The organism is Xanthobacter autotrophicus ATCC 700552, from assembly GCF_043194565.1.
Classification (GTDB): domain Bacteria; phylum Pseudomonadota; class Alphaproteobacteria; order Rhizobiales; family Xanthobacteraceae; genus Xanthobacter; species Xanthobacter autotrophicus_F.
The window spans coordinates 79031-94320 of the sequence record NZ_JBAFVS010000015.1 but is presented as its reverse complement, the minus strand read 5'-3'; the positions used below and the strand labels follow the sequence as shown (position 1 = coordinate 94320).

At 69.4% G+C, this 15290-nt stretch carries 10 protein-coding genes; 7 read left to right on the top strand and 3 right to left on the bottom strand.

Annotation, left to right across the window (positions count from 1 at the left end):
• Nucleotides 1–174: 174 nt before the first annotated feature.
• Nucleotides 175–3648, top strand: coding sequence for an NfrA family protein (locus tag V5F48_RS16455; protein ID WP_394259571.1), 3474 nt, complete (start codon nt 175–177; stop codon nt 3646–3648).
• A 101-nt stretch (nt 3649–3749) separates the two neighbouring features.
• Nucleotides 3750–5153: an oxygen-independent coproporphyrinogen III oxidase gene (gene hemN, locus V5F48_RS16450; protein WP_394259570.1), complete on the top strand. Its 1404-nt coding sequence runs from the start codon at nt 3750–3752 to the stop codon at nt 5151–5153.
• A gap of 131 nt (nt 5154–5284) precedes the next feature.
• Here hemN and V5F48_RS16445 read toward each other — a convergent pair whose 3' ends face one another.
• Nucleotides 5285–5947: a helix-turn-helix domain-containing protein gene (locus V5F48_RS16445; protein ID WP_394259569.1), complete on the bottom strand. Its 663-nt coding sequence runs from the start codon at nt 5945–5947 to the stop codon at nt 5285–5287.
• Nucleotides 5948–6135: 188 nt separating this feature from the next.
• Between V5F48_RS16445 and V5F48_RS16440 the strand changes: the two genes are divergently transcribed.
• The 5 genes from V5F48_RS16440 to V5F48_RS16420 all read left to right on the top strand — a co-directional run bounded on the left by V5F48_RS16440 (nt 6136) and on the right by V5F48_RS16420 (nt 13418).
• A complete protein-coding gene (locus tag V5F48_RS16440; protein ID WP_394259592.1) occupies nt 6136–7641 on the top strand; it encodes a PAS domain S-box protein in 1506 nt (501 codons plus the stop codon).
• Entirely contained in the window at nt 7634–8281 is a 648-nt protein-coding gene (gene fixJ / locus V5F48_RS16435) for a response regulator FixJ (protein WP_394110023.1), read from the top strand. Before V5F48_RS16440 ends, fixJ begins: the two co-directional genes overlap by 8 nt.
• A 147-nt stretch (nt 8282–8428) precedes the next feature.
• Nucleotides 8429–8818, top strand: coding sequence for a response regulator transcription factor (locus V5F48_RS16430; protein ID WP_394110022.1), 390 nt, complete (start codon nt 8429–8431; stop codon nt 8816–8818).
• A 237-nt stretch (nt 8819–9055) separates the two neighbouring features.
• On the top strand, nt 9056–11764 hold the full coding sequence (locus V5F48_RS16425) for a bifunctional acetate--CoA ligase family protein/GNAT family N-acetyltransferase (RefSeq protein WP_394259568.1): 2709 nt from the start codon (nt 9056–9058) through the stop codon (nt 11762–11764).
• A gap of 322 nt (nt 11765–12086) precedes the next feature.
• Nucleotides 12087–13418 carry a putative bifunctional diguanylate cyclase/phosphodiesterase gene (locus V5F48_RS16420; protein WP_394259567.1) on the top strand — a complete coding sequence of 444 codons (1332 nt, stop codon included), beginning with the start codon at nt 12087–12089 and terminating at the stop codon, nt 13416–13418.
• 66 nt (nt 13419–13484) lie between these two features.
• Here the strand turns inward: V5F48_RS16420 and lysA are convergent, their stop codons facing one another.
• Both lysA and lptM read right to left on the bottom strand, forming a co-directional pair.
• Nucleotides 13485–14753: a diaminopimelate decarboxylase gene (gene lysA, locus V5F48_RS16415; protein ID WP_394259566.1), complete on the bottom strand. Its 1269-nt coding sequence runs from the start codon at nt 14751–14753 to the stop codon at nt 13485–13487.
• Between the two features lie 95 nt (nt 14754–14848).
• Nucleotides 14849–15199, bottom strand: coding sequence for an LPS translocon maturation chaperone LptM (gene lptM, locus V5F48_RS16410; protein ID WP_394259565.1), 351 nt, complete (start codon nt 15197–15199; stop codon nt 14849–14851).
• Between the last annotated feature and the right edge of the window lie 91 nt (nt 15200–15290).

Below are 15290 nucleotides of genomic sequence, written 5' to 3'. Positions count from 1 at the left end.
AAGTTAAGAGCAGGAGCGCACCGCGCCGCCTCCTTCACGCAAATGACGCATTTCTTGAGGGCGAATGCGGGGCTGCACGGTTGATATGGTAAACAAAGTATTTACGGAAGTATTTCATTCACCCTGCCTCTTAAGGTTAACCCCGGTTTAAATAATCCCTGAGACGGTGGCGCCATGACCACCGCGATTCCTCTCCGCACGGCCCTCCTTTCGCAGTCGCTTCGGGCGCCACGGCGCCTCAGGCGCACCGCCCTCGGCGTGATGCTGGCCGCCGTGCTGGCGGCAGTGTCGCTTGCCGGGGCCATGCCGGCGCGCGCCGAGCCGCCGGAGCTGACCGGCGCGGCCTGGGCCGCGGCCGACCGGGCCTATACCGCCCAGCGCGACAAGAAATATTCGGAGACGGTTGCCTATGCCCGCGAGGCGCTGAAGCTGCGGCCCGACGTGCCGCGCCTGTGGCTGCTGCTGATGGACGCGCTGGAGGCCCAGGGCCAGACCGCCGAGGCGGTGGCCGCCGGCAACCAGGCCATCGCCGCCGGCATCGCGGACCAGACGCTGGTGGCGCGGGTGCGGGCGCAGAGCAAGGTCCTGGCGCAGGCGCCCTCGCTCGCCGCCAACAAGGCGCTGGAGGCCTCCAATCCGAAGGCGGCCGTGGAGGCGGCGAAGAAGGCCATCGCACTGGTGCCGGACGATCTCAGCTACCGCGTGCTGCTGGTCTACGCCCTCATCGCCGACGGGCAGATCGAGGCGGCGGAGACAGCGGCCGGCGCGGCGGTGGAGGTGGATCCGCAATCCTTCCTGCCCCGCACCTTGCGCGGCTATCTGCGCGAACGGCTCGGCCGCATCGCCGACGCCGAGCAGGATTTCGACACGGCCCTCAAGGACGAGGTGTTGAGCGGGGCCAATGCGCGCGACGTGCGCCTGGTGATGGCCGATGCCGCCATCGCCGCCGGCCACCCCCAGCGCGCCATCAGGCTGCTGGAGCCCGTGCAGCCGCAGGACGCGGCGGTGGTGGCGCGGCTGCGCGTGGCCCGGGCCCAGGAGAAGAACCCGAAGCTGGTGCCCGACAAGGCGTTCCAGAACCTGCCCGTGCCCTACCAGAAGTGCGTGGACACGCCTTACGGACCCTCATGCAGCCTGGTGCCCGCCACCACGCCCCCCGGCGGCGGGGTCTCCGACACGCCCGGCTACGATGCCGCGCTCGAAGCCTTCAACGCCTATCGCGACGGCAACGACGCCCTCGCCGAGACGCGCATCCGCGAGGCGTTGAAGGACAATCCCGGCAACCCAACCTGGCGTCGCCTGCTGGTGGACACGCTGGAGCGCGCCAAGAAGTTCAAGGATCTGGATGTCGCCATCCGCGACGCCATCGCCCAGGGCGACACCGACCCCACCCTGCTGGCCCTGCGCGCCGCCAACGAGAAGCGCCTCGCCGAGCCTCTGGCGGAACAGGCCATCAAGGAGATCGCGCGCGGCAAGGCGCAGGCCGCCGTCGCCTTGGCCCGGCAGGCGGTGGACCGGGCGCCGGACGCCCTGGTGTTCCGCATCGTGCTCATCAATGCGCTGATGGCGGCGGGGCAGGTGAAGGAGGCCGAGGCCGTCGCCGCCGGCGCGGTCGCCGATAATCCCAGCGAGCCCTTGCCCCATGTCCTGCGCGGCTATCTCCTGCAGAAGCTTGGCCAGCGCGACGAGGCGGTCAAGGAGTTTGACACGACCCTCGCCAGCCAGGTGCTGACAGACCTTGAAGACCTGAACTTCCGCCTCATCGCCGCCAATGCGGCGCTCGCCGCCGGGCAGGCGGCCGACGCGCTGAAGCTGCTCGAGCCGCTGGATGCGGGCAAAAACAAGGAAATCGTGCCCCTGCACAAGCAGGCCGAGGCGCTGATGAAGGCGTCGGGCGGTCCGCGCCCGGCCCTGGTCCAGCCCGTGGTGCTGTGCCAGCCCACGTCCTACGGGGTCATCTGCTCGGTTTTCGCCGGCCAGTCCATGCAGATGGCCGGCGCGGGCCTCAACCCGGCCGCGCCGGGCTATGCCGCCGCCAGCGCCGCCTATGCGGCCTTCGCCAAACGCGACTACGCAACCGCCATCGCCGAGGCGCGCCGGGCGGTAGATGCCGAGCCGGGCAACACGACCTATCAGGTGCTGCTGCTCAATGCCCTCACCTCGGCGGGTCGCTACCGGGAGGCCGAGGCGGTGGCGAACCGCCTCCTCGCCGGCAACCCGCGCGATGCGACGCTGCTGGTGCAGCGGGCCAACCTGCGCATGCGGGCGCGGGACTTCTCCGGCGCCATCCAGGATTTCCGCGCCGCCCTCGCCTCCGGCCGCCTGCCGGCCGATCAGGTGCGGCAGGTGCGCCTCGGCCTTGCCGACGCCGGCCTTTCGGCCAAGCAGCCGGCCGTCGCCCTCGACGCCCTCGCGCCCTACCGGGGCGAGGGGAGCTACGAGGTGCAGGCGCGGGTCGGCTTCGCCACGCTGGCCCTCGACGACAAGGAAGCGGCGCTCCAGGCCTTCACCCTTGCCGCCGCCAGCGCGCGCAGCGGGCAGGAGCGCATGGCCATGCTGACGGCGCGCATCGGCGTCCTGTCCCAGCTCGGGCGCAAGGAGGAGGCACGCCAGCTGTTCCTCTCCGCCTACAATTCGGGTGCCTTGCGGGGCATGAAGGCGGTGGACCTCGCGGTGCTGGCGAGCCAGGCAGGCGAGGATGACCTTGCCTACGAATACTTCTCCGAGGCGAACAGCCGCTGGCAGCTGCGCGGCACCAACCTGATCAATGCCGCCTATGCGGCGCGGCACACCTATCACAACGCCGAGGCGGTGGATTACTTCAAGTCCGCCATCGATGAGGCGCGAGAGGGCAAGCTTCAGCTTGATCCGCAATATCTGTTCGGCCTTCGCCGCGAGGTGGCGGAGTTGACGCGGACCTGGGGCGCCTATGCCTCGGTGAGCTACGGCGCGGTGGGCGTCGCCCCCGGCTCCTATCTGGCTCCGCCCTCGCCGGGTGCCAACCACACCATCGGCGCGGGCGGCGAGATCTACTGGCGCCCGCCGGGCATCGGCTATCGCGACGGCGCCATCTTCGAATTGTTCGTCCGCGGCTTCGGCACGCTCTACAGCGATGCCGGCGGCCCCACCGGCTTCGACACCATCCAGGGCGGCGCCGGCGCGCGGTGGAAGCCGTTCAAGAGCGAGAACCTGGTGTTCGAGGCGTCCTATTTGTTCCCGGTGGGCCAGTATGCCCGCGACGACGTGCTGCTGCGCGCCGCCTATTCCAAGAGCGAGGGCACGGATCTTCGGGTAGACGTGGACAATTGGCGGGCATGGCAGGTCTATGCCGACTACAATTACTTCCTCATGGAACCGCAGACGGTGGCCACCTTCGAGGCGCGCTACGGCCATGCGTGGCGGCTTGACGCCATCTCCGACCGGCTGGTGCTGTGGCCCTATCTCGCCATCGGCGGCGGCTACGATACCGGCTATGCCACGCCCTTCGCCCTCGGCGCGGGTCCGGGCGCGACCCTGCGCTACTGGTTCAACGAGGACGAATATGCCGCGCCCCGGTCCTATCTCGACCTGACACTGCAATATCGCTTCAAGCTGGCGGGGGACGAGCGCGCCGAGGGCATCTTCGCCGGGGCATTCCTGTCCTATTGAGCGGGTGCGACAAAGGGGCGTCAACCGGGGGGGCCGCCGCCGCGGCTGCCCCTTGCGCCACATCAAGGCGCGGCAAGGGCCGGCGCCCCATGGTTGCGGCCATGACCCAAGCTGCTTTCGGCCCCGCCCCCAAGCTTGATGCGCCGACCCTCCTTGCCCGCTACGGGCAGCCGGTGCCGCGCTATACGAGCTACCCCACCGCGCCCCATTTCTCCCCCGCCGTCGATGCCGCGACCTATGCCTCATGGCTGGCCGCCGTGCCGGGGGATGCCCGCGTGTCGGCCTATGTGCACGTGCCGTTCTGCGCCGAGCTGTGCCTCTATTGCGGCTGCCAGACGGCGGTGGCCCGCAGCCGCACGCCGGTGAAGGCCTATGCCGAGCGGCTGGTGGAGGAGATCGGCCTTGTGGCCCGCCACCTGCCGGGCCGCCTCAAGCTGTCGCACCTGCATTTCGGCGGTGGCACCCCCACCATGCTGGCGGACGAGGACTTCGCCGCCATCCTGGGCGCTCTGCGCGCCACCTTCGATTTCGCCCCCGACGCCGAGATCGCCATCGAGATCGATCCCCGCGTGATGGACGCGGACAAGGTGGCGACGCTGGCCCGCGAGGGCTTCAACCGCGCCAGCCTCGGCGTGCAGGATTTCGATCCCGCCGTGCAGCAGGCCATCGGCCGCCACCAGTCGTGCGCGCAGACGCAGGCGGTGGCGGATGCCCTGCGCGCCGCCGGCATCTCCGCCCTCAACCTCGACCTTATGTACGGATTGCCGCACCAGGACGAGGCCTCCGTCCGCCGCACGGTGGAGGCGGCCCTCGGCCTCGACCCGGACCGCATCGCCGTGTTCGGCTATGCCCATGTGCCGTGGATGAAGAAGCACCAGGCGCTGATCCCGGAAGATGCGCTGCCCGGCGCCGGTGAGCGCCTGGCGCAGGTGGAACTGGTGGCGGATGTGCTCGCCGCCCATGGCTATGTGCCGGTGGGGCTCGACCATTTCGCCCGCGCCTCGGATGCCATGGCGGAGCGGGCGGCGGCGGGGACGCTGAAGCGCAACTTCCAGGGCTACACCACCGACGACGCCCCGGTGCTCATCGGCTTCGGCGCCTCGGCCATCGGCGCGCTGCCGCAGGGCTATGTGCAGAACCTGCCTGCGACGCCGGCGTGGCACAAGGCGGTGGAGGCCGGCATGCTGCCCGTCGCGCGCGGCATCGCCCTGTCCGACGAGGACCTTTTGCGCCGCCATGTCATCGAGCGGCTCATGTGCGACCTGTCCGTCGATCTCGATGCGGCCTGCGCGCAGTATGGCTTTCCGCGCGGCTTCTTCGCCGACGAGATCCACGCCCTGGAGCCGCTGGTCGCCGACGGCCTCGCCTGGCGCCACGGTGCGGTGGTGGAGGTTCCGGAAGCGGCGCGCCCTTTCACCCGCGTGGTCTGCGCGGTGTTCGACACGCGCCTGATGGCAAACCGCGCCGCGGCCCCCGAGCAGAAGCGCCACGCCGCGGCGGTCTGAAGGGACAGTCATGAGCGGGCCGCGCGGCGGGCCGCCTTGTTCCACACCCCCAAAAAGAAAAGGCACGCGCCCGAAAGCACGTGCCTAAGGAGGTGCGCCGCTTGGAGTGCGGCACGCCGGGGGAAAACCGATCAGGAATTGAGGCGCCGCAGCGCCGCTCCGTCGCGCAGCACCACGCGGCGGGACGAGGGGAGGGAGATGGCCGAAATCTCTTCGAGATGGGTCAGGGTCCGCGACACCGTCTCGATGGTGAGGCCGAGGAAGTCGGCGATGTCCTGCCGCGACATGGGCAGCGTCACCTCAAGGCCGTTCGTGCCCTGGCCGGAGCCGGCCCGCGCCGCCATGTCGAGCAGGAAAGTGGCGACCCGCTCCTGTGCCGTCTTGCGCCCGAGCACCAGCAGATGGGACTGCGCCCGGCCGAGCTCGGAGGCGGTGAGCGCCCACAGGGCGTGGCCCAGCTCGGCATCGTCGGCGGCGCGGGAGAACAGGATGGAGCGCTTGATGCGAACCACCTTGCATTCGCTCACGGCCTCGGCGGAGAACCGGTGCCGGGGCTCCATCTCCCAGCCGAACACGTCGCCGGCGAGGCAGAAGGTCTCGATCTGGCGCCGGCCGTCGCCGAGCAGCTTGCAGATGCGCACGGCACCCGACAGGACGATGTAGAGATGGTCGGCGGCCTGATCTTCACCGAAGATCTCGCCGTTGCGGGCATAAGAAGCCACGATGCCAAGGCGGGCCACCACATCAATGGGGGAGCGGCTCTCGGCCTCGTCGCCCCAGCGCGGAGCGGTCATGGGATGAGCGTAAGCCTTCTGGGCGATCGCTGCAGCGGGGCTCGGCATCGGTTTACCCTTCCATCACGTTGGATAAAGGGATAACCGGCATTGACGCATCGCAAAATTCGGATCGAACACTTAAGTCGGTGCCCTTAGGTAGTTTCACGGAGGCTAAAATGGTCTCCAGGGAGGGTGTTGCAAGCGGGATGGACAGCGTGGTGAGCGATACGGCCGCAAGGCGCCCGATGGGGCGCGCCGCATGGTCCGACGCCCTGGTGGGCGGTGCGGTGGCGCTCTTCATCCTCGGGCTCGGCCTGATGGCCGGCTTTCCGCCGTTCCGGGCGGAGGGGCTGATGCTCCAGCTTGCCGGCGTGATGCTGGTGAGCGGGCGGGGGCTCATGGCCGGCGGCAGCGCCCTGGCGGTGGCCATCGCGGGCGGGGGAGCGCTTGCTCTCGCCACCGGCGGCAGAAACCTCGGGGGCGCCTTCGATCCGGCGACGCTGGCCCTGTTCATCGCCGTGGGGCTCGGCATCGCCGTGCTCGGCGAGCGGCTGCGCCGCACCAGGCTGGATGCCGCCGCCCGCAACCGCGACCTGCTCGCCCGCGAGGCCCACCTCTCCTCCATTCTCGACACCGTGCCGGACGCCATGGTGGTGATCGACGAGCGCGGCATCATGCGCTCCTTCTCCAGCGCGGCGGAGCGCCTGTTCGGCTATACGGCGGCCGAGGCGGTGGGGCAGAATGTCTCGATCCTCATGCCTACGCCCCACCGGGAGGCGCACGACGGCTATCTGGTGCGCTACCTCACCACCGGGGAGCGGCGCATCATCGGCGTCGGCCGGGTGGTGGTGGGCGAGCGCAAGGACGGCTCCACCTTCCCCATGGAGCTGGCGGTGGGCGAGATGCGCTCCACCTCCGAGCGCTTCTTCACCGGCTTCATCCGCGACCTGACTGAACGTCAGGAGACCGAGGCGCGCCTGCAGGAGCTGCAGGCGGAGCTGGTGCACATCTCCCGCCTCACCGCCATGGGCGAGATGGCCTCTACCCTCGCCCACGAGCTGAACCAGCCGCTCTCGGCCATCGCCAATTACATCAAGGGCTCGCGCCGCCTCCTGGACGCCGGCACCGTCAAGGTGGAGATGCTGCAGGGCGCGCTGGAGAAGGCCGGGGAGCAGGCCCTGCGCGCCGGCCAGATCATCCGGCGGCTGCGGGATTTCGTCTCCCGCGGGGAGAGCGAGCGACGGGTGGAGAGCCTGTCCAAGCTGGTGGAGGAGGCGAGCGCCCTCGCCCTCGTCGGCGCCAAGGAACATGGTATCCAGGTGCGCTTCCACTATGATCCCAAGTGCGACCTCGTGCTTGCCGACAAGGTGCAGGTCCAGCAGGTATTGCTGAACTTGATGCGCAACGCCCTGGAGGCAATGATGGAGGCGCCGCGGCGCCAGCTTCTGGTGAAGACCGAGGCGGCGGAGGACGACATGGTGATGATCAGCGTCTCGGATACCGGCCACGGCATCTCGGCCGATTTCGCGCCGCAATTGTTTACGCCCTTCGTCACCACCAAGCAGCACGGCATGGGGGTGGGGCTGTCCATCTCCCGCACCATCATCGAGGGCCACGGCGGCCGCATCTGGGCCGAGCCCAACCCGCAGGGCGGCGCGGTGTTCCGCTTCACCCTGCGGGCCGTGGGCGAGGAGGCGGCGCTTCATGACTGACCCACGGATGGCCGCTGTGATCCACGTCATCGATGACGACGAGGCCGTGCGCGAATCGCTGGCCTTCCTGCTCGCCACGGCCGGCCACACGGTGCAGACGCACGCCTCGGCCCGGCATTTCCTGGACGCGGGCATGCCGGCGGCGGACCCGTCCATGAGCTGCATCATCACCGATGTGCGCATGCCGGACATGACCGGCATCGACCTGCTCCAGCATCTGCAGGAGAAGGGGTCCAGCGTGCCGGTGATCGTGGTCACCGGCCATGGCGACGTGCCCCTGGCGGTGGAGGCCATGAAGCTCGGCGCCGCCGATTTCCTGGAGAAGCCGTTCGACGACGTGGCCATCCTCGACACGGTGAAGTCGGCGCTGGCGCGGCGGGAGAAGGCGTATCAGCACGACGCCCTGCGCGATCAGGTGGCGGAGCGCATCGCCGCCCTGTCCCAGCGCGAGCGCCAGGTGCTGGAATGCCTGGTGGCCGGCCAGGCCAACAAGACCATCGCCTACGAGCTGGGCATCAGCCCCCGCACGGTGGAAGTCTACCGCGCCAACGTGATGACCAAGATGAAGGCGCAGAGCCTGTCCGAGCTGGTGCGCATGGCGCTTCTGGCCGGCCTCTCGCCCAAGGCGGCGCTGGGATAGGAGCACCTGCGCGCCCGGCGCTTGATCTAGCGCAACGCCGGAGGCTTCCTCCCAAAGTATACTGGAAACTAACTGACCATGCGCGCCCATCGGCCGCGTGGACCCCTGAGGTGGACCCACGAGCCGGTCGTGGGGAGGGTCTGGAAAATGATCGTGTCCAACGAGACGCCCGGCTTCGTCGTCCACGTGGTGGACGACGATCCCGCCGTCTGCAACTCGCTGAAGTTCGCGCTTGAAGTGGATGGCTTCAACGTGCGGACCTATGCGCGCTCGGAAGATGTGCTCGCCGCCGAGTTTTCCCGCGGCGGCTGCATGATCGTGGACTACAATCTGCCCGGTCTCAACGGCCTCGACCTGCTGCGCGAGCTGGATCGGCGCCACGTGCACCTTCCGGCCTTCCTCATCACCAGCAATCCCGCCCTGCACGTGCGCCACCGCGCCACCGCGCAGGGCGTCGCCATCATCGAGAAACCCCTCCTCGGCAACCAGCTCAGCGAGGCCGTCCGCGACAGTTTCGCGCGCTCGGGCCTGTGCTGACCTCGCCCTCCCCCGTTCCGCCTGCCTTATTCCGGAGCCGGATCCGATCCGGTTGAGCTGACCTGATCGGTGAATCCGGCTTCAAACTCAGAAAAGAGCGCGGTTTTGCCGATCATATTGCATTGCGGTATGATCCGGCGTGCTCTTACGGTGTTCCCGTGCGTTAACCTGGCGCGGCCGGTCGCACCTTGAGGGCCGCACCTTGAGGACTACCGGGCACCAGCAGCGAGGCCGTTCATGACCACGCGCAATCTCGACGCCTTGTTCCACCCTCGCTCCATCGTCCTCGTGGGCGCCAGCAACAAACCGGGCAGCATCGGCGCGGTCATCGCGCGCAACCTGTTCGAGGCCGGCTTCGAGGGGCCGATTCTCACCGTGAATCCCAAGGAGCGCGCCATTCGCTCCTCGCTCAACTACGCCTCGGTGGCGGACCTGCCCATTCCGGTGGACCTCGCCGTGGTGGCCGCCCCGCCGGACAGCGTGCCCGCCACCATCGCCCAGCTGGGCGAGAAGGGCTGCCGTGCCGCCGTGGTCCTGCGCGCCGGCTACGGTCCGGGCGAGCAGATCGAGACCCCCGAGCAGCGCCAGGCCATGCTGGACGCGGCGCGGCCCTATCTGCTGCGCGTGCTGGGGCCGAACGGGCTCGGCTTCATCTCCACCCGGCCGCACATCAATGCGAGCATTGCCCACCTGATGCCGGCCAAGGGCGATGTCGCCTTCGTCAGCCAGTCCGGGGCGATGACCTCGGCGGTGCTGGACTGGGCCCACACCCGCGGCTTCGGCTTCTCCCACGTCGTCTCGCTGGGCGAGAGCGCGGACGTGGATTTCGGCGACATGCTCGACTATCTCGCCCTCGACAACACCACCCGCGCCATCCTGCTCTATGTCGAGCACGTGAAGGATGCGCGCAAGTTCATGTCGGCCGGGCGCATCGCCGCCCGCTCCAAGCCGGTCATCGTCATCAAGGCCGGGCGCGGCGCGGCCGGCGCCCGGGCGGCGCAGTCCCATACCGGCGTGCTCGCCGGCAGCGACCTCGTCTATGACGCGGCCTTCCGCCGTGCCGGCATGCTCCGCGTGCACGAGCTGCGCGAGCTGTTCGAGGCGGTGTCCACCCTTGCCGCCGGCATCAAGCTCACCGGCGACCGGCTGGCCATTCTCACCAATGGCGGCGGCGCGGGCGTGGTGGCGGTGGATGCGGTGGAAGGCATTCCCGGCCGCCTCGGCATCCTGAAGCCGGAGACGGTGGAGGCGCTCGACAAGATCATTCCCGTTCCGTGGGCGCAGGCCAACCCGGTGGACATCGTGGATGATGCCGACGGCGCCCGCTACGGCGCCGCGCTGAAGGCGCTGCTGGCCGACAAGGGGTCGGACGCGGTGCTGGTGCTCAATTGCCCCTCGTCGGTGGCCGACAGCAGCCAGGCCGCCGACGCGGTGATCACGGTGCTGGAGACGCGGATGCGCGCCCCCGTGCTCACCTGCTGGCTCGGCGAGACCGCCGCGGCCGGCGTGCGCCGGCGCTTCGCCGCACGCCGGATTCCCACCTATGAGACCCCGGACGAGGCGGTGCGCGCCTTCGGCCACCTGGTCTCCTACCAGCGCAACCAGACCCAGCTCATGGAAACGCCGCCGGCGCGGACCTTCGAGGACCCCGACCGGGCCAAGGCGCGCGCCCTGGTGGAGAAGGTGCTGGGCGAGGGCCGCAGCGCCCTCTCCGAAGTGGAGGCGAAGGCGGTGCTCTCCGCCTACGACATCCCGGTGGTGGAGACGCGGGTGGCGGCGAGCCCCGAGGATGCCGGCCGGTGCGCCGCCGAGATCGGCTGGCCGGTGGTGGTCAAGGTCCTGTCCCACGACCTCACCCACAAGTCCGACGTGGGCGGCGTCCGGCTCGACCTGCGCAGCCCGGCGGCGGTGGAGGATGCCTGCCGCGCCATCATCGCCTCGGTGGCCGAGAAGCGGCCGGAGGCGCACATCGCCGGCTTCACCGTGCAGGCCATGGTGCGCCGCCCCAACGCCCAGGAGCTGATCGCTGGCATCGCCTACGACAAGACCTTCGGCCCGGTGGTGCTGTTCGGCCAGGGCGGCACGGCGGTGGAGGTGATCGGCGACCGTGCGGTGGCCTTGCCGCCCCTCAACGGGGTGCTGGCCCGCGAGATGATCGAGCGCACGCGCGTGGCCCGGCTGCTCGCCGGCTATCGCGACCATCCGCCGGCGGACATGAGCGCGGTGGCCGGAACCCTGGTGAAGCTTGCCGAGCTGCTCGCCGACCTGCCGCAGATCGCCGAGCTCGATATCAACCCGCTGCTCGCCGACGAGAACGGCGTCATCGCCCTCGACGCCCGCATCGTGGTGCACGAGACGCGGGTGGAGGGCACCGGACGCTTCGCCATCAAGCCCTATCCCTCCAGCGAGGTCTGCGAACTGTCGCTGACCGACGGATCCAAGGTGGCGCTGCGGCCGATCCGGCCCGAGGACGAGCCGTCCCTGGTGGATCTCGTCCACCGGTCCGACCCGCAGGACGTGCGCATGCGCTTTCTGGGATCGGTGAAGGATTTCCCCCACCTCATGGCGGCCCGCCTGTCCCAGATCGACTACGACCGGGAAATGGCGTTCGTGGCCATCGAGCCGAACGGCGACACCTGCGGCGTCGTGCGCATCATCGCCGACCCCGACAATGAGGCGGCGGAATACGCCATCATGGTGCGCTCGGACCTCAAGGGCAAAGGCCTCGGCTTTCAGTTGATGACCGAGATCCTCGCCCATGCGCGCAAGCGCGGCCTGAACATTGTGTTCGGCGACGTGCTCCGGGAGAACGGACCCATGCTGCACCTGGCCGAGGACCTTGGGTTCAAGGTCACCGCCAGCGACGATCCCACGGTGATGCGGGTGGTCCTCGACCTGCGCGCCCAGGCCGCCGCCGCCGCCGCCAGTGCGGGTGCCGGCGTCTAGTGGTTCGACCGCGACAGATGGAACCCATCCGTCGCGGCAGGTCGAACCACAACCCTTTGATCCACTGGGGCACGCGCCGATCAGCTTGCATCGCCGACCGTGACGGGGCAGGGCTTGCTTGACGGGGCGGCGGTGGGCGGCGATATCGCTCTTGCCACCCGGCCGGGCGGGGATCACCATGCCTGGCGCAGAGGGGGAGCGTTCCCGATCCGACAGCGGGGGCGGGCGGGGGGACAGGTGGATGCGCCGACCGTCGAAAGGGCGGCCCCTCGGGGGCGTCCCGTCGTCGTCGGCCATCGCAATGATCGGCATCGGGTGACTTGTGAGCAACGCCGACGACGAAGCGAGTGGACCCTGGAAATCGGAATATCTTGCCCTGCATGACCCGGTGACCAGCCTGCCCAATCGCCTCTTGATGACCGAGTTCCTCGCCGGTGCGCTCAGCTCGCCGCAGGACGCGAGGCGCGTGCTTGCCGTTTTCTGCCTCGACCTCGACAATTTCAGCCATTTCAACGCGTTGTTCGGCCCTGTGGCGGGGGAGCTCATAGTCGCCGAGACCGCGCGACGCATCCGCCGCTGCGTCCGGGACCACGACCTGGTGGCGCGGGTGGACGCCGAGACGTTTGTGGTGGTCGCCACCGGCGTGGGGGATGCGAAGGCGGTGGACGGCCTGGCCCGGCGACTCCAGTCGGCGCTGAACGCGCCGGTCGGCTTGCCGTCCGGCGCGGCGGCCTATCCGCAGGCCAACATGGGCATTGCCCTCGCCCCGCTCGATGGGGAGGATGCGGAGGGCCTCGTGCGCTGCGCCGAGCTGGCGCTGGCGCAGGCCAAGGCCGACGGTCCGGGCAGCTGTTCCTATTTCGCCGACGACATGAACGACGAGATGAGCGGCCGGCGGACGCTGGAAAGCGACCTCAGGCGGGCCATCGTGTCCGACGAGTTCGTGCTGCTGTTCCAGCCGCGCTGCGACGCGCGGACGCTCAAGCTGCTCGGGGTGGAGGCCCTCATCCGCTGGGACCATCCCCAGCTGGGGATGCTCGCCCCCGACGCGTTCGTCCCCCTCGCGGAAAAGAGCGGCCTTGTCATTCCCATCGGCGAATGGGTGCTGCGCAAGGCGTGCGACACCATCTCCCGCCTGCCGGAGCTGAATGTCTCCGTCAATGTGTCGGTGGTGCAGTTCCGCAATGACGCGCTGGTCGACACGGTGGATTCGGTGCTCAAAGCCACCCGTGTGGCGCCCCAGCGGCTGGAACTCGAAATCACCGAGAGCGTGCTGATCGAGAACGCCGAGAAGGCCCTCGAGGTGCTGGCGGGCCTGAAGAAGCTGGGCGTTCGTCTGTCCATGGACGATTTCGGCACCGGCTATTCGTCGCTGGGCTACCTGCGGACCTTTCCGTTCGATGCCCTGAAGATTGACCGGCGCTTCGTTGGCGACCTCGATGCGTCCAAGGACGCGCTGGCCATCGTCCAGGCGATCCTCGGCCTTGGTCGCGCCCTCGGATTGCAGGTGGTGGCGGAGGGGGTGGAGACGGAGAGCCAGCTCGCCATTCTCAGGGCCGATACCTGCGACGAGGTGCAGGGTTTCTACCTCGGCCGGCCCATGACGGAAGAGGCGCTGCTCGCCTTTATCGCCGACCGCCGTCTGGCGAGCTGAGCGCCCGCCTGGCCTTTCCTGCAATTCACGGCGGCCCCGGGCGGGCGGAAATCACGTCAGCCGGAATCACGTCAACCAGGGGGCTGGGCGGTCGAGGGCGATGAGGTCCGCCACCTCCAGGCGCGGCCGCACCACCGCCGCCGCCGCGCCGCGCACCAGCACTTCGGGCACCAGCGGACGGGTGTTGTAGGTGCCCGCCTGCACCGCGCCGTAGGCTCCGGCGGTCATCACCGCCAGCAGGTCGCCGGCCTTCAGGTGCGGCAGCGGGCGGTCGAGGGCAAGGAAATCGCCGGTCTCGCATACCGGACCCACCACGTCGGCCACCACCAGCGGCGCGTCGGCGGCGGGCTCGATGACGGGAATGATGTCGTGATGCGCCTCGTAGAGGGTGGGGCGGATCAGGTCATTCATGGCGGCGTCCACCACCACGAAGGTCTTGCCCTCGCCTTCCTTTACGTAAATCACCTGGGTGACAAGGATGCCGGCATTGGCCACCAGCATGCGGCCCATCTCGAACACGAGGGGCAGCTTCAGGTCGCCGAGGGCGCGGCCCACCACCTCGGCATAGGCGCTGGGCGGGGGCGGCACCGGATCGGAGGCCGCATAGGGCACGCCGAGCCCGCCGCCGAGATCCATGTGGCGGAGCCTGTGGCCTGCCGCCAAGAGGTCGCGCGCCAGTTCCGCCAGCAGCGTCACCGCATTGTCGAAGGGCGCCATGTCGGTGATCTGGCTGCCGATGTGCATGTCCACGCCGGTGATGGCGAGGCCCGGCAGACGGGCGGCATAGTCGTAGACCTCGCGGGCCCGCGAGATGGGAATGCCGAACTTGGTGGCGGACTTGCCGGTGGAGATCTTCTTGTGGGTCTTCGCGTCCACGTCCGGATTGACCCGGATGGAGACCGGGGCGCTCACCCCCATGGCGGTCGCCACCTCGGAGAGGGCGGCAAGCTCGGGCTCGCTCTCCACGTTGAAGCACAGAATACCGCCATCCAGCGCCGCCGCCATTTCCTCACGGGTCTTGCCGACGCCGGAGAAGACGATGCGCCCAGCCGGCACGCCGGCCGCGCGGGCGCGGGCCAGTTCGCCGGCGGAGACGATGTCCGCCCCCGCGCCCAGCCGGGCGAGGGTGGCGATGACCGACTGGTTGGAATTGGCCTTCAGGGCGTAGCACAGCAGCACGTCGCGGCCGCTGAACGCCTCCATGAACACCTGATAGTGGCGTTCCAGCGTGGCGCTGGAATAGCAATAGAAGGGGGTGCGCACCTCGCCGGCGAGGGCGGAGATGTCCACGTCCTCGGCGAAGAGACGGCCGGTGCGGTAGTCGAAATGGTGCATGGATAAGGGGCGGTCCGTGCGCGCTGTCGTTCGGGCCGGGACGGTCGGGGGTCGTCCCTCCGCCGGGCGCGAGGCTTACCTGTGCGAGCCCGCCCTCAGAGCAGGCCGTCGAGGAAGAAGGGCTGGTCGGGTTTCTTGACGTCCTTCAGCAACGGCGATTCCCCGGTGGTGGCGCCGGGCGCCGCCGTCTTTTTCTGCCACTCCGCGTGGGGCGTGGCGCTCTCCAGGATCTCGCCGTCCGAGGTCGGGGCGACATAGGCGCCGGCCGAGGCCGGCTTGGCCGAGGCCGTCTGCTGAACCGCCGGCCTTGCCGCCGCAGGCGCGGTCGACGGCGTAGCTGAGGGCGTTACATGGGCGCCGGGCGGCGGCTCAAGCGGTCCCTTCACGCCACACGCCGCGAGGGCGAGGGTGCCGCAGAGGGCGAGGGGGACGAAAAGAGGGCGCATGGCGGATTGGGCCGTTCCAGAAAAGGTGGCCGCCACTATAGCCCGCGCCGCGCCAAAGGCGAGCCCCCGCCTCCCGCGCTGCAGGATGGGG